Consider the following 19,347-nt stretch of genomic DNA (forward strand, 5'->3'; position numbering starts at 1 on the left):
ATGTCCGTCCAAGCAGTGAGGCTGATGTGTAGGCAAATCCGCACATCGTTAAGGCTAGGCTGTGATGGGGAGTGAAAATTATAGTAGCGAAGGTCATGATCTCACACTGCCAAGAAAAGCCTCTAGTCAGGTGAAGGTGCCCGTACCGCAAACCGACACAGGTAGGCGAGAAGAGAATTCTAAGGCGCGCGGAAGAACTCTCGTTAAGGAACTCGGCAAAATGACCCCGTAACTTCGGGAGAAGGGGTGCCCCGGTAGTGTGAATAGCACGAGGGGGCCGCAGTGAAAAGGCCCAAGCGACTGTTTAACAAAAACACAGGTCTGTGCGAAGCCGTAAGGCGAAGTATACGGGCTGACGCCTGCCCGGTGCTGGAAGGTTAAGGGGAGTGGTTAGGAGCAATCCGAAGCTATGAACCGAAGCCCCAGTAAACGGCGGCCGTAACTATAACGGTCCTAAGGTAGCGAAATTCCTTGTCAGGTAAATTCTGACCCGCACGAATGGCGTAACGATTTGGGCGCTGTCTCAACGAGAGATCCGGTGAAATTTTAATACCTGTGAAGATGCAGGTTACCCGCGACAAGACGGAAAGACCCCATGGAGCTTTACTGCAGCTTGATATTGGATTTGGGTACGATCTGTACAGGATAGGTGGGAGCCTAAGAAACAGGAGCGCAAGCTTCTGTGGAGGCGCCGTTGGGATACCACCCTGATCGTATCTAGGTTCTAACCTAGTACCGTGAACCGGTGCGGGGACAGTGTCTGGTGGGCAGTTTGACTGGGGCGGTCGCCTCCTAAAGAGTAACGGAGGCGCCCCAAGGTTCCCTCAGAATGGTTGGAAATCATTCGAAGAGTGCAAAGGCATAAGGGAGCTTGACTGCGAGACCTACAAGTCGAGCAGGGACGAAAGTCGGGCTTAGTGATCCGGTGGTACCGCATGGAAGGGCCATCGCTCAACGGATAAAAGCTACCCTGGGGATAACAGGCTTATCTCCCCCAAGAGTCCACATCGACGGGGAGGTTTGGCACCTCGATGTCGGCTCATCGCATCCTGGGGCTGAAGTAGGTCCCAAGGGTTGGGCTGTTCGCCCATTAAAGCGGTACGCGAGCTGGGTTCAGAACGTCGTGAGACAGTTCGGTCCCTATCTGTCGTGGGCGTAGGAAATTTGAGAGGAGCTGTCCTTAGTACGAGAGGACCGGGATGGACGTACCGCTGGTGCACCAGTTGTTCCGCCAGGAGCATGGCTGGGTAGCTACGTACGGAAGGGATAAGCGCTGAAAGCATCTAAGCGTGAAGCCCCCCTCAAGATGAGATTTCCCAATTAGTAAGACCCCTTGAAGACGACGAGGTAGATAGGTTGGAGGTGGAAGTGCAGTAATGCATGGAGCTGACCAATACTAATCGGTCGAGGGCTTATCCTAAAAGTTTCACGAAGTGAAGCTTGCATCGAAAGCATACGCTTTGAACTACGGTGTGAGGTACTTCGGAAACACTATTCGCAAATAACGTTTCGTATCTAGTTTTCAAGTGATCAAACACTTGATCCGTTTGGTGGCGATAGCGGAAGGGTTCCACGCGTACCCATCCCGAACACGACCGTTAAGCCTTCCAGCGCCGATGGTACTTGGACCGAAGGGTCCCGGGAGAGTAGGACGTCGCCAAGCGAACAACCGGAGAAACCACTATCGAGCAATCGATAGTGGTTTTTTTTAGAGATAAGAAAGGTTTAGCTTCGTTGATTCTTTATAAGATGGCTAATATTAGGTATATAATATATATAATCTGAGTTTTTTTGCAGATGATTCGTAATTATTTGATAATATTAGTACCAAGTACTAGTACTTGGTGATATAATAAATACAAAAGATGGAGGTGTGCACTGTGACTCAATCAAAATCAAAAATTACTGCAATTGGGACGTATGTTCCTGACAAGGTGTTGGCAAATGCTGATTTGGAGAAGCTTGTTGAGACAAGCGATGAATGGATTGTACAGCGTACAGGCATGAGGGAGCGTCGTATTGCTGAACCAGAACAGTATGTATCCGATCTAGCGGTTGGTGCAGTTAGAGATATGATACAGCGTTACGGTGTAGATGTCATTGACTCTGATATGATTCTTGTGGCCACGAGCACACCTGATTATTCTTTTCCGAGCACCGCCTCCCGAGTTCAATCTCAATTGGGGATTAAAAGTACTGGAGCGCTTGATCTCAATGCCGCCTGTGCTGGATTTGTATATGCCCTTCAATTAGCTGATGGCTTGGTTACAAGCGGAATGTATCGTAAAGTTTTGGTCATCGGCGCAGAGACGTTATCCAAAATTACTGATTATAGTGATCGGACAACATGCGTACTGTTTGGTGACGGGGCAGGAGCAGTTCTTATTGAAAGAGATGAGAATTATTCGGGCTTTGTGGCTTCATTATCAGGTACCTTCGGTGAAGGAGGCATTCATCTATATAAAACAGCTCTCTCCGAGAAGATGGATGGCCGGGAATTGAAAAGCGGCTGCCTAGTTCAGAATGGCCGAGAAATCTACAAATGGGCTGTAAGAAATATCCCGGATGGTATGCGGGTGCTACTGGAAAAGGCAAAAATGAAAGCGGATGAAATAAACTGGTTCGTGCCGCATAGTGCTAATTTACGAATGATCGAAGCGATTTGTGAAAGAGGCCCCATCTCCATGGACAGAACATTAACAAGTGTCGAGTACCGCGGAAATACCTCCGCAGCTTCAATACCTCTAGCTCTGCAATTGGCAATTGATGAGGGTCGCCTAAAATTAGGTGATCATGTGATGCTCTATGGCTTCGGCGGAGGTATGACTTATGCCGGCTCCATTATTCAGTGGTCTATATAGAATCTGGTTTTTCGCAATAGATTAGCCGTATTTAGGCTTACACTGAACTTTCTATGAAAAATAATAAAAACCACGATCAATTCGTGGTTTTTTGCTGTCTTGAGACCACTAGATACGTACAGTAAAGTAGATAGCCGATAGTAATAGTAGATAGACTTCTCTTTTTCATAATACAGCAAAACCCCCTCACGGAGACAGTGCCGCGTTCGATTGAACGAACTGCTTATCACTGTCCATCGTGAGGGGGGGGCGCATTGGATGCTTATTTCGAGCGGCCTTTATTCATCGAGCCCATAATGAGGCTGACGATGAACACGAGCACAACTGCACCAATCAATGCTGGAAGGATGTAGAAGTTGCCGATTACTGGACCCCAAGATCCAAGCAGCAATCCACCGAGCCATGCACCGATAAACCCGGCAATAATGTTACCAATGACACCGCCAGGAATGTCGCGCCCCATAATCAGACCAGCGATCCAACCAATAATACCCCCAACAATTAATGACCAAAGAAATCCCATTCGTATCACCTCGTAAATGATTTATTTGTTTGTGCTTTACTATTAACCAAATGAGTAACTTTTAAACGCAATCAGGTTATAAATAAGGTTAGTTAATTTCATCCACCTTGATGTGACGCGTTTTTTTGTACTTTTGTTTATTATGGAAACCATTAGGTGTGCAAATCATTTGACGAAAATAACTTTCATGATATATATTATTAGTGAAATTAGTTTTCTGTTGATAAGCATTCATTATGATAAATACATGGGAGTGTCTCAAACATGAATAATTCGACTTTGGAAGGGTTAGGCTTAGGCAAAGGACTTGTTGTTTCTTGTCAGGCTTTGGAGGATGAACCGCTTCACAGTTCTTTTATTATGGGGAGAATGGCCGTAGCGGCACGTATAGGTGGTGCAGTAGGAATACGGGCCAATTCGGCAGAGGATATTAAGGAGATCAAAACGCAGGTGGACCTGCCGGTCATCGGGATCGTTAAGAGGGATTATCCGGATTCGAAGGTGTACATTACTCCAACGATGAAGGAAATTGATGAGCTGGTTGGCGCAGGTTCGGATATCATCGCTTTGGATGCGACCACGGACATTCGTCCAGGAGGGCTTCATCTAACAGAACTGATTCAGCAGATTAAGGACAAATATCCACAGCAGTTTCTGATGGCCGATATTTCGACCGTGGAGGAAGCTGTAAAGGCTGAAGAGCTTGGGTTTGATCTGATCGGAACGACGCTAATCGGTTATACAGAGTCTACGGTGGGACAGAAAATGTATAATAACGACTTTGAATTGCTAAAACAAGTCATTCAAGCCGTTAAATCACCGGTTATCGCGGAGGGGAATGTGCTTACACCGGAAATGGCGAAGCGCTGTCTGGAACTCGGCGTATACTGTGTGGTTGTTGGCGGCGCCATTACCAGACCACAGCAAATTACTGAAAGATTCGTTAAACATATTCACTCATAAAAAATGAGAAGCTGATCGTCAGAACGGCTTCGCGCTCCTAATGAAGGGAGGCGAAGCCGTTTTACGTATCAGCTTCTTTTTATATCTTCTCTTAAATTTTCATACAGTGTTTCGAGTGTATCCTAGCGCTTCCGAAACAGCTTCTCATCGTTTAGAAGTAGCATGGAAAGCACATCAAGTACATAAATGATAGCCAGTTGGCTGTTAATGAAATGAGTGTCGCCCATCCGGTGCAGGCTTGGCGTAAATAACGAAATGTCGGAGATATCGGTTAACGGAGTGTGATTATAGTTCGTAATGCTGATCGTTGCGGCACCGTTTTTTTTGCCGATTTTCAGAGCGTCGATAATTTCCGTAGTTTGTCCGGAGTTGGACAATCCGATAATGAGGTCGTTCTCATTCAACAGGGCTGCGCTCCTGATCATCATATGGGAATCAGTCATGGCATCAATCGTAATATTCATCCGCATGAGACGATATTTAAATTCAAGAGCAGATAATCCGGAGCTACCGAGCCCGTATACTTGAACCCGCTGTGCAGTCTTGATCATCCGTACCACATTCTCAAAGTCTTCCTGGTGCATCATATCTGCCGTTGCATTAACAATTTCGTTGTAAAGGCTCTGTACCTGAGTAAAGCCATTACTGTCTCCTGAGGGCTTCTCAGCCTCCCGGCTCAGCCGGATTTTGAAATCAACAAAGCTGTCGCAGTGGATTTTTTTGCAAAATCGGGTGATCGTTGAGGTGGATGAATGCGTGTGGTCAGCCAATTCACGTATATTAATATTTTGTATTGAGCTTTTATGTTGAACGATATAGTCGGCGATTTCTTTTTCTTTCAAGGATAGACTATGGTACTGTAGCTGAAGCTCGTCCAAAACACCTCGGTGCATCATCTTCACCTTCTAAACATTAATAATATTAGTATTTTACCCATTATAGCGCGTATTACTTCTTTAGGTAAGGAGTCAGTCAGTACTGTTTTGAAAACCGTGTAGCGATTGTTTATGATGGAGTAAGACCGCACTTGGTCATCATACAGCATTTATGGATGTTACTGCTTGGTTCAGAACAAAGGAGATGTATATACATAATGATAGCTATATGGACAGAAAATAATATGATCCAATCAGATGATGTCGACTTTAATTCCGTCATTCGTTGGTCCTCGTTACTCGGTCTTATGCAGCGCGCTGCAGATGGACACATTGAAGCATTGGGAGTTAGCAGAGAGCAGCTGGTGGAACACGGCATGGGCTGGATGCTTATAACGCTGGAAGTAGAGATGACCAGTCTGCTACGATACATGGATACTATTGAGATCAGCACATGGAGCAGAGGTTCAAAGGGCGCGCTCTGGAACCGTGATTACCGTTTTAAAAATGCTGCAGGTGAAGAAATCGGTACAGCCCGTTCCGTATGGGCACTCGTGGATATACAGAAACGTAAAATTATGAGACCCTCTGCATTTCCTTACGAGGTGCCAGTTCATACGGAATCAGTTGGTAGTCCTCTGGATAAAGCGGTCATCCCGGAAGGGACACTGATGGAGGACACATATTCTCATACGGTGCGGTACAGCGGTATCGACAGCAATGGCCATTTAAACAACGCACGGTACGCTGATTTATGCTGGGACACGCTTACGGCAGAAGAGCTTAAGAAGAACGTTACCGGATTCAAAATCACATACCATCAAGAGGCAAGGTTGAATGATGAGATGACGTTGAGACGATCTTCCGTAGAAAACAACGCCATTTATGTACAGGGGCTTTCTTCGGAGGGAGCAAACTTTTTTGAAGCAGCCATCGTTTTAGAATAATGAAAAGGGCTGCTTCTCGCATGACGGGTAAACAGCCAGACGTTTCATGGAAGGAGCATGAAATATGTACAACATCATGATCGTCGAGGATGACCCTAAGCTTGCGGAATTGCTGCAATCTCACATACGCAGATACGGGAACGAAGCCATCATTGTTAATGATTTTGACCATGTACTTGAGCGGTTTCAGGAGATCCGACCGCATGTTGTTCTATTGGACGTAAATCTGCCGAGCTTTGACGGTTATTACTGGTGCAGGCAGATTCGCTCCCTCTCGACATGCCCTATCATATTTATATCTGCCAGAAGTGGGACAATGGATCAATTAAGGGCTCTCGAGAATGGTGCCGATGATTATATAACCAAGCCATTTCACTACGACATCGTTATTGCCAAAATCCACAGTCAACTTCGACGAGTTTACGGTGATTATGCCGCTGTATCCGGAGAACGGACCGTAGAGAAGGAGGGGCTTGTTCTATACCCTGAAAGAATGGAGCTTCAATTGGGAGAACAGACCGTGGCTTTGACCAAAAAAGAAACGATACTGCTAGAGACTTTGCTTGGCCGTAGCCCTCGCCTGGTGAGCCGGGAGACCATTCTCGAAAAGCTGTGGGATGATGCTTTTGTCGATGACAATACTTTGAGCGTCAACATTACGCGGGTGCGTAAACGATTGGCAGAGATGGGGATTGAGGATGCGCTGGAAACGGTTCGGGGTTCAGGATACCGGATCAACATCGTGTGGAAGACTGAGCATTCGAAATGAAAAGGTTATTTTGGCGTGAGCACATCCCGCTCATTCTTTTTACCGTTGTGCTTCTTCTGGTTGTACTTCTGGTGTTCTGGTTCGATGGATATGATCACCCGGTCACGGCTTCTTATGCCGTATTTCTTGGACTGTTCATTCTAGGTGGATACTTGATGTACCGGTACTACAGTCATCGTGATTTTTATGAGAGGCTGTCCCGGCCGATGAGGTCCCTGGAGGAATCCATTAAACACAATGAATCGGCTCCGCTGCCTGCGGCCCTGAGTCATCTTATGGAAGAACAGTACCGCCAATACCGGAATCAGCTGCAGGATTGGGAACGGAAAAGGAAAGAGCACTTGATCTTTATGAATCAATGGGTACATCAAATGAAAACTCCCTTGTCCGTGATCGAGATGATTACGCAGGAAGATGACAATGACAGCTTCAGGAGTATTTCCGAAGAGTCAGACCGGCTACGGCGCGGACTTGATATGGTGCTGTACATGTCGAGACTTGAAACATTTGAACAGGATTTCAGTGTAGAGCCCGTGTCTTTACAGCAATTGGTTAAAGAGGCGGTGCATGAAAACAAACGCTATTTCATCCACAGTCATGTATATCCCGAAGTGCTGGTGGATCCCGAGATTGTAGTGCAGACGGACATCAAATGGCTCCGGTTCATCTTGCTGCAGCTGCTCTCGAATGCTATTAAATATTCTGCGGGTAGCGGACAGAAGGTTACCATATCGGCTTTCAAAACATTGAATGGACGTGAAATTCGGCTGGAAGTACGTGACCGGGGAATCGGAATTCCAAAGTCGGATCTGATGCGTGTATTTAATCCTTTTTACACCGGGGAGAACGGAAGAAAGCTGAAGGAGTCCACCGGAATGGGGCTATACCTGGTCAGAGAGGTTGTACAAAAGCTGAACCATAGCATAGAGTTGGAGTCCGAGGTAGGCAAGGGAACCGTAGTCCGGCTTATTTTTACTATATAGAGCGAGTACTCTAACCGTAGAGGATCTTTTAAGGTGTTTGAATTTTATTCTGTCAAAAGAAACCTATCCTTAAGTAAATGGTGATGCGGGCCACCATTACTAGTGATGAGGTTTTTTTGTTTTTATAACCTTACATCGATGTAAGGTGGGTGAAAGCATGATCGATAGGAGAAGAAGGTGGGGTAGATTACACTAAAGTTAAAGATAAGCTGATATTCAGGAAATGAGGTATTCATTATGGAAATATTATCGGTACGCAATTTGGGAAAGGTTTATAAAGCTGCTGTATCACACGAAGCACTTTCCAATATAAACTTAAGCATCAACGAAGGGGAGTTTGTCGGGATCATGGGACCCTCAGGCAGCGGAAAAACGACTCTGCTCAATATGATATCCACGATCGACCGGCCTACATCGGGTGAAATCCGGATTGGCGGCGAGGACCCGTTCCAGCTGTCACAGGATCAACTCGCTATGTTCCGGCGTCGTGAGCTTGGATTTATATTCCAATCGTTTAACTTGCTGAATACGTTGACGGTAAAAGAAAATATTTTGCTACCGCTCGCACTGGACGGTGTGGATTTGAACGAGATGAACCGCCGTATCGGGGAGCTGGCCGAAAAGCTTGGCATTACGTCCATCCTGAACAAGCGCACCTATGAAATCTCAGGAGGACAGGCACAGCGGACGGCAGTCGCGCGGGCCATGATCCATGTTCCGAAGCTGGTTCTGGCGGATGAGCCTACCGGAAATCTGGATTCCAAGTCGGCACAGGATGTGATGGAAATAATGGATCGGAGGAATAAAGAAGATAAAGTGACCATGCTTCTTGTCACTCATGATCCGGTGGCAGCCAGCTACTGCAATCGGGTTGTCTTTATTAAAGACGGACAGCTGTTCAACGAAATTAACTATGGTGAAAGCCGGTCTGCATTTTATCAGAAGATTATTAACGTGTTATCGCTGCTAGGAGGGTCAGGACATGAATTTTCGCCAGTTCGCGGTTAATAACGTCCTGCGCAGCAAGCGCACGTATGTCGCTCATTTTTTGAGCAGCGCCTTTTCCGTCATGATCTTCTTTACGTATGGGCTGCTCGCATTTCATCCGAATCTGAAAGATGGTATCGTTTCTTCCAGCAGAACGATGAGCACGCTTGGTATGATGGGCATGCAGGTATCCCAGTATATCGTATTTATTTTCTCATTCTTCTTTCTATTGTACTCGGTAGGCACCTTCATCAAGATGCGCAAAAAAGAGTTCGGCATCCTGCTCATTCTGGGGATGTCGCGTAAACAACTGAACCGGATGCTGTTTATTGAAAATATTTTGATCGGAGTAGCTGCGATTATAACAGGGATCGGCATCGGATTTGTTTTCTCCAAGCTGATTCTACTGATCAGCTCCAAGCTGCTAGCGGTGGATAACGGACTTCCGTTTTACTTCCCAGGGAAAGCGCTGCTGCTTACGGCAGGTGCCTATGCTGTACTTTTTCTGCTGATCGCCTCATTCTCGTCGGTTATGCTCAGAAAAGGAGCACTGATTGATCTGGTGAAAGCTGAAGACAGCCCGAAACCTCAGCCGAAAGCCTCACCTTGGCTGGCTCTGCTTGCCATCGTTCTTATTGGAGCGGGTTATGGCTTGGTTATGATTTTTGCGGTACTGCAGATTTTCTCTATACCGTTGTTGTTTGGCGGTGTGGTATTAGTCATTATCGGTACGTATTTTCTGTTCACCCAGTTTAGTGTGTTTTTCATGCGCTGGCTGCAGAAGAAACAGAGGTTCTTTTTCCGAAGAACGAATCTGCTCACGATTTCAGAGCTCATGTACCGGATCAAGGATAACGCGGTTATGTTTTTTCTCGTATCCATCATATCTGCTTCTGCCTTTACCGGAATTGGCACGACACTGGCGATTGGCGATCCGGGCCTGTCGGCTATGGAGAATCCGTATGCGTATACGTACTCGGCTTATCATGAAGATCAGAAGTTTGCCACAAAACATCTGAATATCATCAGCAAGGAGCTCGAAAAGGCGGGAATTGATTATTCCCAGGCGTCGGTCACACCATTCTTTGATGATAACTGGTTAAAGTTAATTAAGCTCAGTGAATACAACAGTCTGCTTCTTGCACTTGGCCATCCTGAAGAAACATTGGGAGATTCTGAAGGCATTTTAACGCCAGGGTCCGTAAGTAACAAGAACAAATACAGGATTAACGGATTAGATTCCGATCAGATTAAGTTGTTAAGCAAAACGGTTGAGCATAATGTTAATGTGATTAAAGCGGAAACGTTTATTGCAATACCTCTCGCATATGATGATGCACTGGTCATCTCAGACGTTTTGTTTGATAAGCTTACAGAAGCGCAGGACGAGGAAATCATCTATCAGACATACCATGCTTTCTATATTCCAGATTGGAAAAATACCGGTGACGTTTCAAAAACCATTGCTGATTCCTTTAACGAGGATGAAGAAAAAGAAAACAGTTATTATTTGAACTCTCTTTATTTCGATTGGAAGAGTTCGTTACAGCAAAACGGAATGCTGCTTATGACCAGCGGCCTTATCGGTATTGTGTTCTTTACTTTTGCGGCAAGCTTTATTTACTTCCGGCTTTATTCCGATTTATCCCGCGATGAGCAGCAGTACCGCATGATTGCGAAGGTCGGTTTAAGCAGACGGGAACTAAGTAAAATGGTAACTAGACAGTTAATTATTATGTTCTTTCTTCCGATGCTCATTGCGGTAGTCCACAGTGGGGTTGCTTTTGTGGCGCTGCAGCAGTTGGTTGATTTCTCAATTCTGTCCCATACGATAAAAATCTTTATCTTTTTCCTGACGGTACAAATCATTTATTTCTTTGTGACACGCTGGCGTTACCTTGACCGTCTGTACAAAACGATTGAATAAAGTTATTCCTTCTTCAGGCGGGCCGATGGCCCGTGTCGCACCGATGTTTCCTTATAAAGGCATCAACCTGGGTTTCAGAATACATCCGCTTCCAGAGGATGGCACGATCCCGGGTCTCCGGAATGGCACTGGATTCATACACCAGGCTACAGTCCGGGACAGTTATCTTTGTTCCATACTAAATAAAGTGAACTAATAAAAGTCTCCACTTCAACGGAGAAGGCGGAATCATTCTGGAGAAGCGAAGCGGTCGCCTTTGTCCCCGGATTTCAACCAAACCAACAAGATTTCAGAAGAAATTCGGGGACAACAGTGATCGGATGAATGATCCGCATTCGTAGTGATGTAAAGGCAAAGATAGGCTTCTGGGAGGCCTTTTTTTTGTGGATAAAAGAGCGGGAGGTTATAATAGCAGTACAGAGGAAGGGGAGGGCTATGAAAGCATTAATTTTGGCGGAGAAGCCGTCTGTGGCAAGAGAGATTGCGCGGGTCATGGGAAGCCGCGAGAAGCATAAGAACTATTTTGAAGGACCGAAGTATGTGGTCACCTGGGCGCTGGGACACTTGGTGGGACTGGCCGAGCCTGAGGATTATGATCATAAATATCAAACATGGGCATTGGAGGATCTACCGATTCTGCCGGGTAATATGAAACTGAAAGTGCTCCGGGAGACCAGTCATCAATTCAAAACAGTGCAGTTTCTGCTTAAACGCAAGGACATCGGAGAAGTGATTGTTGCGACAGATGCCGCTCGCGAAGGGGAATTGCTTGCCCGTTGGATATTGAATATGGCGAAATGGAACAAGCCGTTTAAACGGCTGTGGATTTCATCCCAGACAGATAAGGCGATCAAGGAAGGTTTTGCAGCACTTAAGCCAGGCAACCAGTTTGACCGCCTGTACGAATCTGCCCGCTGCCGGGCCGAGGCTGACTGGATGGTAGGTCTTAATGTAACGCGTGCCTTAACATGCAAATTTAACGCCCAGCTGTCGGCAGGCCGTGTTCAGACTCCAACACTCGGTATGATCATGGAGCGGGAGAAGGAAATTACAGGTTTCCGTTCCCAGGAGTATGACACCATCAGTGTGGATTTAGGGCATTTTGAAGCCTCTTGGCGACCTGCAAGCGGAGACGGACGTCTCTTCGACAAGAGCCAGTCCGACAAGTTGAAGCAGAAGGTGGATGGTCGATCTGGACGTATTGCCAGTGTGAAAAAAAGTGAAAAATCCGAGCCTCATCCGCTGGCGTACGATTTGACTGAACTGCAGCGGGATGCGAACCGGCGCTTTGGATTTTCCGCGAAGCAAACATCGAATGTGCTGCAAAAGCTCTATGAACAGCACAAGCTGGTCACTTATCCGCGTACAGATAGTCGGTACCTCACTTCTGACATGGTTTCGACGCTGAAAGAGCGACTGGAGAGCGTTGCAGTAGGTCCGTATGCGTCACTTGCGCGTCCCCTGCTTCGTAAGAGTCTGTCACCAGGCAAACGTGTGGTAGATGACAGCAAGGTTACCGACCACCATGCCATCATCCCGACTGAGGAGACCGTTCTGCTCAATAAGCTGAGTACGGAGGAACGGAAGCTGTACGATTTGATTGTTCGCCGGTTTATCAGTTTGTTCTACCCTCCGGCCAAATATGATGCTGTATCGGTTACGGTACAGATTGAGGGGGAAAGCTTCTTCGCCAAAGGTACGACTGTAAAAGACAGTGGCTGGCGTGAAGTATACGGCGGTAACTACGAGGATGACGGAGATGACGACAACCAAGATTCTGGAGGAAGTGTAGAGCAATCCGGACGTCTGCTGCCTGAGCTTTCTGAGGGAGAGCAAGTAACAGTCCGCCGCTGCATCGTAAAGTCGGGCCGGACACAGCCGCCGAAGCGACATAATGAGGCATCGCTGTTGTCGCAGATGGAAAAGCACGGTCTAGGAACACCGGCTACACGTGCCGACATTATCGAGAAGCTCGTAAGCTCGGATACCATTGAACGCCAGGGCTCATCACTGCATCCAACCGGAAAAGGGAAGCAGCTGATTGAGTTGGTTGCACCGGCCCTGAGAACACCGGACCTTACGGCAAAGTGGGAAGCGGATCTAGAGCGGATTGCGAAAGGTCAAGGCAAGGCAGAGCCATTTTTGCGCGGTATTCGCGATATGACCAAGGAACTAGTGTCCGGTGTCAAAGGCAGTGATGCTGAATACAAACCTCACAACGTATCGAACAGCAGCTGTCCAGACTGCGGTACAAGACTGCTTGAGAAGAAAACGAAGCGTGGAAAGTTTCTGGTCTGCCCTAGCGAGGATTGCGGCTATAAACGCTCAGGAGAGAAGCAGCTGTCCAATAGGCGTTGTCCACAGTGTCATAAGAAGATGGAGATGAAAGAAGGCAAAGCCGGATTGTTTGTTCAATGCTTGGGTTGCGGCATTACCGAAACGTTGAAAAAAGACAGCAAGCATATTAACAAGCGTGAGGAACGTAAGCTTGTACAGCAGTACGGCAAGCAAGAATCCATCGGTTCCAATCTGGGAGAATTGCTGAAAGCAGCGTTGGAGAAAAGTAAATCGGATTAAACAAGAATGAGTAAGGCATAACCTGTCGTGGAATGGTTCATTCTACGAACAGGAGGTGATATGTCGTGCCGCATCACAAACCGAGAACAAGTGAAAATCAGCAGAACAAATCGAGCATCATGGAAGAGAGCAAGACGCTTAAGCCTAAAAAGGCTAGCGACTATGTTCCCAGTCTGAATGAAATCCCTAAACAGGAATCTTAAGTCTGCTCTCGCAGTTAGATGTTCCGGCTTGCCCGCAAAAAAAAGATACGGTTGATTCAGGTCCGTTATTTTTCTGCGGGCTTTAGTCGGCTTCTCTCTGCATTAATTAACGTCATTGTGTTCATGAACATGTAGTTTTATAATAAAGAGAGAGCAATGATGCCTGTCAAATGGAAATGTTTGATCGGGGATTGGAGGTGCGGATCAATTTGAGAACTGCGCTGGGTGTCTGGTTTGTATTTATTAATGCTGTGGCTTATCTGGTCATGTCCGATGACAAAAAGAGAGCCCGCCTCGGAAAGGATCGTGTTCCCGAGAAGACATTATTCTTGCTTGCAGCCGTCGGAGGTGCTCTTGGTGTGTGGGCTGCAATGTACCGCAAAAGGCATAAAACGAGGCATCTGTCTTTTAAGATTGGTGTTCCGCTGCTGCTGTTTCTAAATGCAATGCTTTACGGGTATTTTTGGAAATGAGCTCATACCTACATACATTGTGATTTTGGAAGCGCGTGGGGAGTTCGTTTCACCTCAGTGCGTAATGGTTTAATGATGTGCAGTTCGTCTTAACACACAGAGAAAGAGGTGGCCTGTATGCTATTCACCAAAATTTTACTGGCTTATGACGGCTCTAAAGCTTCCATTAAAGCGCTTGGTCGGGCGGTTGAGCTTGCTAAAGTGACACCGGGAGCTAAACTGGAGATTGTACATGCATATGATTACCCTCGTTTTTTTGTCGGTGAGGGACTCGCTCCTATTCCGGCATCACTGAACAAAGATATTTATGATCTTGCGGTGCAGACAACGGAAGAGCTTAAAGAACGTATGGTGCATGCAGAAGCAGATAGCAAGGTTGAAATGATCCAGGGATCTCCGGCGGAAGTTATTTTGGAATATGCCAAAATAAATGAGAGCGATCTGATCATCATCGGTAGCCGTGGTTTAGGTGGTATACGGGAGTTTGTTCTCGGCAGTGTTAGCCATAATGTTGTGCAGCATGCTAAAGTTCCGGTACTTGTCGTAAAATAATATATAGAGCAAAAGGGATGCCGTGGGCATTCCTTTTTTGTTTGTTTTGCTCATAGTGAAAAAACGAACATTATTTTTTATGTATTATGGAATGTTCGTGTTTAGGTTGACATGAGGTGTTAGAGATTGATAAACTGGACTTGTTAAGGTTCAATTCATCTGATGAAATGTAAATTCAGTAAATTAAATATTTCTCGTATAAAGCTGGGGATATGGCCCGGAAGTTTCTACCCGAAAACCGTAAATTTTCGGACTACGAGGGAATACGGCGGTGCTGCAAGAACAGAAGCAGTGTTTCTTCTGGATCTTTGACGGCGAGTACGTGGAGTTTCTTCTGTCTTTGTGCTGTAATGACATTGGGAGGCGGAAACGGTATTCCCCCGAAAGTCCGATGTCCCGCACAAGATGTTAAGGGAGAATCGGACTTTTTTTAGGTGGATTCAGAATAAGTGGAGAGAGCAGGTGGAATCATGGCGGTGCAGGTAGCAGTCATTATGGGCAGTCAGTCGGATTGGGACACCATGTCCCATGCGTGTCAGGTGCTGGATGAGATGGATATAGCGTATGAGAAAAAGGTTGTTTCTGCGCACCGGACACCGGATCTGATGTTCCGGTACGCAGAGGAAGCGGAAGGACGTGGCATCCAGGTTATTATTGCCGGTGCCGGAGGTGCTGCGCATCTTCCCGGCATGGTGGCGTCAAAGACCGTGTTACCCGTGATCGGCGTTCCGGTTCAATCGAAAGCCTTGAACGGGCTGGACTCCCTGCTCTCCATCGTACAGATGCCGGGTGGTGTACCGGTTGCCACGGTGGCGATCGGCCGGGCTGGAGCGGTCAATGCGGGTCTGCTGGCGGCTCAAATTCTGGGATCTGCCGATCTGGGCGTTCGTGCCAAGGTACAGGAGCGGCGGGACCGGATACGTGATGAAGTGCTGAAGGGCAGTGATGATCTATGACGGAGCGTGTAACTCTGCATAGTGACAGCAAGAGCAAGACACTGCTTCCGGGATCGGTGATCGGCGTTCTTGGCGGCGGACAGTTGGGCCGAATGATGGCGCTGGACGGAACGAGAATGGGCTATAAGTTCATTGCATTGGATCCGGCGCCGGACTCTCCGCTTGGACAGATTGCTGAGCAGATCACCGCCCCGTACGACGATGCAGATGCAGCGAATGAGCTCGCATCTCAGGCGGATGTCATCACGTATGAATTCGAGAACGTGGACGCGGGTGTGGCTAAATTGCTGGAGGAACGTTCGTACGTTCCTCAGGGAAGCAGGCTGCTCTACACAACACAGCATCGCCTCCGTGAGAAAGCAGCCATCGAAGCGGCCGGAGTACCTGTGGCGCCATACCGTGAGATCACAAGCCTGGAAAGCTTGCAGGAAGCGGCAGCCGAACTGAGCCTGCCATGTGTTCTGAAGACGGCTACCGGTGGTTATGACGGGAAGGGACAAGTCGTCCTGCGGCGGGAAGAACAGCTTGAAGTTGCTTATGCGGAGCTGTCTTCAACAGGTGCAGAACTTGTTCTGGAGAAATTCATTTCGTTCACGAGTGAGATTTCGGTCATCGCGGCACGCACGCCGGAAGGTGAAGTGAAGAGCTTTCCACCAGCTGAAAATATTCATGTAAACAACATTTTGCATCTATCGATTGTACCTGCACGCATACCGAGTGATGTACAGCGCAGAGCGTGCCAGATCGCAGAGCAGGTGGCGGAAGGCCTGGATGCGGCAGGACTGCTCGCAGTAGAGATGTTCCTTACGGAAGAAGGTTTACTCTATGTGAACGAGGTTGCTCCAAGGCCGCACAATTCGGGGCATTATACGATGGAAGCGTGCAGTACTTCACAGTTCGAACAGCATGTAAGAGCGATATGCAATCTTCCACTGGGAGACACAACACTGCTAAGCCCAGTCGTTATGGTGAACGTGCTTGGACAGCATCTGGATGAAGCCATCCGCCGGACTACATCACAAGATCCGGCAGCGGAATCGCTGGGCATTGTGCCAAAACTTCATCTATATGGAAAGAGCGACAGTAAGCATAACCGTAAAATGGGCCATATTAATCTATTATGCGGTGATGTACATGACGCATTGGAATGGGTAGAGCAAACTAATATTTGGAGGCATTAATATATGATCGAACGTTACAGCAGACCGGAAATGCGGGCCATCTGGACCGAGGAGAATAAATTCAGAGCATGGCTTGAGGTGGAGCTTTGCGCTTGTGAGGCTTGGGCTGAGCTTGGTGTCATTCCGAAGGAAGATACGGCCCAGCTTCGCAAGAACGCCTCTTTTGACATCGAACGGATTTATGAAATCGAGCAGGAGACTCGCCATGACGTCATTGCCTTTACCCGGGCGGTTTCGGAAAGTCTTGGCGCGGAACGCAAATGGGTCCATTACGGCCTGACTTCTACGGATGTAGTAGATACAGCGAATGGCTACCTGCTGAAGCAGGCCAATGATATTTTGGAGCAGGATATCCTTCGTTTTATCGGGATTTTGCGGGAGAAGGCAATTGCCTATAAGCATACGCCGATGATGGGCCGTACGCATGGTGTGCATGCAGAACCTACGACCTTCGGTTTGAAAATGGCGCTGTGGCACGAGGAAATGATCCGTAACCTGGAGCGCTTCCGACATGCGGCTGACGGCGTTCAGTACGGCAAAATATCGGGTGCGGTTGGCACGTATGCGAACATCGATCCTTCTGTAGAACAGTTTGTTTGCCAGAAGCTTGGCACAAAGGCGGCTCCGATTTCCACCCAGACGCTGCAGCGTGACCGTCATGCTGAATACATGGCAACACTGGCACTGATCGCAACATCACTTGATAAATTCGCTACGGAAGTGCGTGCACTCCAGAAGAGTGAAGTGCGTGAAGTGGAAGAAGCTTTTGCGAAAGGGCAAAAAGGGTCCTCGGCGATGCCTCATAAACGTAATCCGATTGGTTCCGAGAATATTTCGGGTCTTGCGCGCGTCATTCGCGGCCATATGGTTTCCGCCTACGAGAATGTGCCGTTGTGGCACGAACGGGACATTTCCCATTCCTCCGTGGAACGGATTATTTTGCCGGATGCGACGATGCTTCTGAACTATATGCTGAACCGTTTCGGTAATATCGTGAAGAACTTGACGGTATTCCCGGACAATATGAAGCGGAACATGGCTCGGACCTATGGAGTTCCTTTCTCAGGCCGTGTTATGACAAAGCTGATCGACAAAGGCTTCAGCCGTGAGCAAGCTTACGATACTGTACAGCCGCGGGCGATGCAGGCATGGGAAGAGCAGCGTCAGTTCCGTGAGATTGTCGAAGCGACACCGGAAATTACCGAAGTGCTTAGTACGGATGAGATTGAGGACGCGTTTAACCCAAGCTGGCATCTGAAGCATGTGGATACGATTTTTGAGAAGCTTGGACTGAACTAAGTACCGAAGGCACCAATACTTTCTTATATTTTGATAACGGCCGCTTCGGCGGCCCCCGTTAAAAGGGAGTGAGATGACATGGCATTACCTGCGCTTTCCACGGCTGTCGATTTGATCGATGCGCCTCTCTTGTACAAGGGCAAGGTTCGCGAATTGTATGACCTGGGAGAACACATGCTGATCGTGGTCACCGATCGCATCTCAGCCTTTGACTATGTGCTGGATCCGCCCGTCCCTGCCAAAGGAACGGTGCTGAACAAGCTGAGCTCTTTCTGGTTTGAACAGACGAAACACCTGATCCACAATCACGTCGTCCATACGGATGTGGAGTTGCTTGGAGATGTAGCCAAGAATAAAGAACTGTTGGATGGGCGGATTATGGTGGCCCGTAAGGCAGAGCGTATCGATATTGAATGCGTCGTACGCGGTTATATTACAGGCGGGGGCTGGCGTCAGTACCAGGCAACCGGAGAGGTCAATGGAATCCGGCTTCCGGAGGGGATGCGTAAGAATGAGCCTTTCCCTGAGCCGATCTTCACACCGGCAGCCAAAAATGATGTCGGTCATGATGAAGATATTTCGATGGACCGTATGAAGGAACTGGTCGGCGAGGAGCTGGCGCTGGAGCTGCAGGAACAAAGCCTTATGCTGTACCGGTTTGCGCGTGATTATTGCGCGGAGCGGGGAATTATTTTGGCGGACTGTAAATTCGAATTTGGTCTGATCGATGGGAAGGTTATTTTGATCGATGAGATTTTTACACCGGATTCATCCCGTTTCTGGGATAAGGGCAATTACGCGCTGGATATTGAGATCGACAGCATGGACAAGGAGCCGGTACGTACGTACTTAGCGTCATCCGATTGGGACAAGAACAGTAAACCAGAGCCGCTGCCAGAGTCTGTTGTTGAAGAAACGACGAATCGTTATACCGAGATTTACCGCCGGATTACGGCACCAAGTTTCACAAGCCAATCATAAGCAAGCAATTATTCATATACGATACCGAGGAGGAACAGGGAACGATGTTGAAAGCAAAGGTCTATGTCACCATCAAGCAAAGCGTATTGGATCCACAAGGGGTAGCAGTGCAAGGGGCATTACATTCGGTTGGATTCCGGGAAGTGGAAAGCCTTCGTATCGGAAAGTATATGGAGCTTGAGCTGGATACAGATAACCGCCAGGAGGCGGAAGAGCGTCTGCAGCAAATGTGCGAAAAGCTTTTGGCCAATACGGTAGTTGAAGATTACCGTTATGAATTGGAGGGCTAA

Annotated in this window: 18 protein-coding genes, 2 rRNA genes and 1 riboswitch (1 of these 21 cut by a window edge); of the genes, 18 read left to right on the forward strand and 2 right to left on the reverse strand. The window is 47.6% G+C overall.

Features of this window, described 5'->3' with window-relative positions; genetic code table 11:
• From MNQ98_RS04445 to MNQ98_RS04455, 3 genes are all read left to right on the forward strand, one after another.
• Nucleotides 1–1,420: ribosomal RNA gene (locus MNQ98_RS04445) — 23S ribosomal RNA — on the forward strand; it begins 1,506 nt to the left of the window's first position.
• Nucleotides 1,421–1,546: 126 nt separating this feature from the next.
• Nucleotides 1,547–1,663 (forward strand): 5S ribosomal RNA (rrf, locus tag MNQ98_RS04450).
• A 217-nt stretch (nt 1,664–1,880) separates the two neighbouring features.
• On the forward strand, nt 1,881–2,861 hold the full coding sequence (locus MNQ98_RS04455) for a ketoacyl-ACP synthase III (protein WP_277883728.1): 981 nt from the start codon (nt 1,881–1,883) through the stop codon (nt 2,859–2,861).
• A gap of 262 nt (nt 2,862–3,123) precedes the next feature.
• On the opposite strand, the gene MNQ98_RS04460 is transcribed toward MNQ98_RS04455, so the two are convergent.
• Nucleotides 3,124–3,384 (reverse strand): GlsB/YeaQ/YmgE family stress response membrane protein, encoded by a 261-nt coding sequence (locus MNQ98_RS04460; RefSeq protein ID WP_241932097.1) that lies wholly within the window; start codon nt 3,382–3,384, stop codon nt 3,124–3,126.
• A 264-nt stretch (nt 3,385–3,648) separates the two neighbouring features.
• On the opposite strand from MNQ98_RS04460, the gene MNQ98_RS04465 reads away from it, so the two are divergent.
• Nucleotides 3,649–4,347, forward strand: a complete 699-nt coding sequence (locus tag MNQ98_RS04465; RefSeq protein WP_241932098.1) for an N-acetylmannosamine-6-phosphate 2-epimerase — start codon at nt 3,649–3,651, stop codon at nt 4,345–4,347.
• Nucleotides 4,348–4,469: 122 nt separating this feature from the next.
• On the opposite strand, the gene MNQ98_RS04470 is transcribed toward MNQ98_RS04465, so the two are convergent.
• Nucleotides 4,470–5,243 (reverse strand): MurR/RpiR family transcriptional regulator, encoded by a 774-nt coding sequence (locus MNQ98_RS04470; RefSeq protein ID WP_241932099.1) that lies wholly within the window; start codon nt 5,241–5,243, stop codon nt 4,470–4,472.
• 197 nt (nt 5,244–5,440) lie between these two features.
• Between MNQ98_RS04470 and MNQ98_RS04475 the strand changes: the two genes are divergently transcribed.
• The 14 genes from MNQ98_RS04475 to purS all read left to right on the forward strand — a co-directional run bounded on the left by MNQ98_RS04475 (nt 5,441) and on the right by purS (nt 19,347).
• Entirely contained in the window at nt 5,441–6,169 is a 729-nt protein-coding gene (locus tag MNQ98_RS04475) for an acyl-[acyl-carrier-protein] thioesterase (protein ID WP_241932100.1), read from the forward strand.
• A gap of 64 nt (nt 6,170–6,233) precedes the next feature.
• A complete protein-coding gene (locus MNQ98_RS04480; RefSeq protein WP_241932101.1) occupies nt 6,234–6,938 on the forward strand; it encodes a response regulator transcription factor in 705 nt (234 codons plus the stop codon).
• Nucleotides 6,935–7,921, forward strand: a complete 987-nt coding sequence (locus MNQ98_RS04485) for a sensor histidine kinase (protein ID WP_241932102.1) — start codon at nt 6,935–6,937, stop codon at nt 7,919–7,921. The genes MNQ98_RS04480 and MNQ98_RS04485 overlap by 4 nt, the downstream gene beginning before the upstream one ends.
• Before the next feature lie 237 nt (nt 7,922–8,158).
• Entirely contained in the window at nt 8,159–8,929 is a 771-nt protein-coding gene (locus tag MNQ98_RS04490) for an ABC transporter ATP-binding protein (RefSeq protein ID WP_241932103.1), read from the forward strand.
• Nucleotides 8,904–10,835 (forward strand): ABC transporter permease, encoded by a 1,932-nt coding sequence (locus tag MNQ98_RS04495; protein WP_241932104.1) that lies wholly within the window; start codon nt 8,904–8,906, stop codon nt 10,833–10,835. Before MNQ98_RS04490 ends, MNQ98_RS04495 begins: the two co-directional genes overlap by 26 nt.
• A 435-nt stretch (nt 10,836–11,270) precedes the next feature.
• Nucleotides 11,271–13,412: a DNA topoisomerase III gene (locus tag MNQ98_RS04500; protein ID WP_241932105.1), complete on the forward strand. Its 2,142-nt coding sequence runs from the start codon at nt 11,271–11,273 to the stop codon at nt 13,410–13,412.
• 65 nt (nt 13,413–13,477) lie between these two features.
• Complete coding sequence (locus tag MNQ98_RS04505; RefSeq protein ID WP_241932106.1) at nt 13,478–13,615, forward strand: hypothetical protein; 138 nt, start codon at nt 13,478–13,480, stop codon at nt 13,613–13,615.
• 209 nt (nt 13,616–13,824) lie between these two features.
• Nucleotides 13,825–14,088 carry a DUF1294 domain-containing protein gene (locus tag MNQ98_RS04510; protein ID WP_208920730.1) on the forward strand — a complete coding sequence of 88 codons (264 nt, stop codon included), beginning with the start codon at nt 13,825–13,827 and terminating at the stop codon, nt 14,086–14,088.
• Between the two features lie 117 nt (nt 14,089–14,205).
• Entirely contained in the window at nt 14,206–14,640 is a 435-nt protein-coding gene (locus MNQ98_RS04515) for a universal stress protein (protein WP_241932107.1), read from the forward strand.
• A 174-nt stretch (nt 14,641–14,814) separates the two neighbouring features.
• Nucleotides 14,815–14,916: riboswitch (purine riboswitch) on the forward strand.
• Nucleotides 14,917–15,110: 194 nt separating this feature from the next.
• Nucleotides 15,111–15,596, forward strand: a complete 486-nt coding sequence (gene purE, locus MNQ98_RS04520; RefSeq protein ID WP_241933846.1) for a 5-(carboxyamino)imidazole ribonucleotide mutase — start codon at nt 15,111–15,113, stop codon at nt 15,594–15,596.
• On the forward strand, nt 15,593–16,777 hold the full coding sequence (purK, locus tag MNQ98_RS04525; protein WP_241932108.1) for a 5-(carboxyamino)imidazole ribonucleotide synthase: 1,185 nt from the start codon (nt 15,593–15,595) through the stop codon (nt 16,775–16,777). The genes purE and purK overlap by 4 nt, the downstream gene beginning before the upstream one ends.
• A 3-nt stretch (nt 16,778–16,780) precedes the next feature.
• On the forward strand, nt 16,781–18,076 hold the full coding sequence (purB, locus tag MNQ98_RS04530; RefSeq protein WP_241932109.1) for an adenylosuccinate lyase: 1,296 nt from the start codon (nt 16,781–16,783) through the stop codon (nt 18,074–18,076).
• A gap of 78 nt (nt 18,077–18,154) precedes the next feature.
• Nucleotides 18,155–19,057 (forward strand): phosphoribosylaminoimidazolesuccinocarboxamide synthase, encoded by a 903-nt coding sequence (locus MNQ98_RS04535; protein WP_241932110.1) that lies wholly within the window; start codon nt 18,155–18,157, stop codon nt 19,055–19,057.
• Nucleotides 19,058–19,101: 44 nt separating this feature from the next.
• The gene (purS, locus tag MNQ98_RS04540) at nt 19,102–19,347 is read left to right on the forward strand and encodes a phosphoribosylformylglycinamidine synthase subunit PurS (protein WP_208915780.1); all 246 of its coding nucleotides are present in this window, start codon (nt 19,102–19,104) and stop codon (nt 19,345–19,347) included.

It is taken from the genome of Paenibacillus sp. N3/727 (assembly GCF_022637315.1).
Classification (GTDB): domain Bacteria; phylum Bacillota; class Bacilli; order Paenibacillales; family Paenibacillaceae; genus Paenibacillus_AQ; species Paenibacillus_AQ uliginis.

Coding starts and splice junctions, on each gene's coding strand:
- MNQ98_RS04460 (WP_241932097.1), bottom strand. CDS start 3,384: ATGGGATTTCTTTGGTCATTAATTGTTGGGGGTATTATTGGTTGGATC.
- MNQ98_RS04465 (WP_241932098.1), top strand. CDS start 3,649: ATGAATAATTCGACTTTGGAAGGGTTAGGCTTAGGCAAAGGACTTGTT.
- MNQ98_RS04470 (WP_241932099.1), bottom strand. CDS start 5,243: ATGATGCACCGAGGTGTTTTGGACGAGCTTCAGCTACAGTACCATAGT.
- MNQ98_RS04475 (WP_241932100.1), top strand. CDS start 5,441: ATGATAGCTATATGGACAGAAAATAATATGATCCAATCAGATGATGTC.
- MNQ98_RS04480 (WP_241932101.1), top strand. CDS start 6,234: ATGTACAACATCATGATCGTCGAGGATGACCCTAAGCTTGCGGAATTG.
- MNQ98_RS04485 (WP_241932102.1), top strand. CDS start 6,935: ATGAAAAGGTTATTTTGGCGTGAGCACATCCCGCTCATTCTTTTTACC.
- MNQ98_RS04490 (WP_241932103.1), top strand. CDS start 8,159: ATGGAAATATTATCGGTACGCAATTTGGGAAAGGTTTATAAAGCTGCT.
- MNQ98_RS04495 (WP_241932104.1), top strand. CDS start 8,904: ATGAATTTTCGCCAGTTCGCGGTTAATAACGTCCTGCGCAGCAAGCGC.
- MNQ98_RS04500 (WP_241932105.1), top strand. CDS start 11,271: ATGAAAGCATTAATTTTGGCGGAGAAGCCGTCTGTGGCAAGAGAGATT.
- MNQ98_RS04515 (WP_241932107.1), top strand. CDS start 14,206: ATGCTATTCACCAAAATTTTACTGGCTTATGACGGCTCTAAAGCTTCC.
- purE (WP_241933846.1), top strand. CDS start 15,111: ATGGCGGTGCAGGTAGCAGTCATTATGGGCAGTCAGTCGGATTGGGAC.
- purK (WP_241932108.1), top strand. CDS start 15,593: ATGACGGAGCGTGTAACTCTGCATAGTGACAGCAAGAGCAAGACACTG.
- purB (WP_241932109.1), top strand. CDS start 16,781: ATGATCGAACGTTACAGCAGACCGGAAATGCGGGCCATCTGGACCGAG.
- MNQ98_RS04535 (WP_241932110.1), top strand. CDS start 18,155: ATGGCATTACCTGCGCTTTCCACGGCTGTCGATTTGATCGATGCGCCT.
- purS (WP_208915780.1), top strand. CDS start 19,102: ATGTTGAAAGCAAAGGTCTATGTCACCATCAAGCAAAGCGTATTGGAT.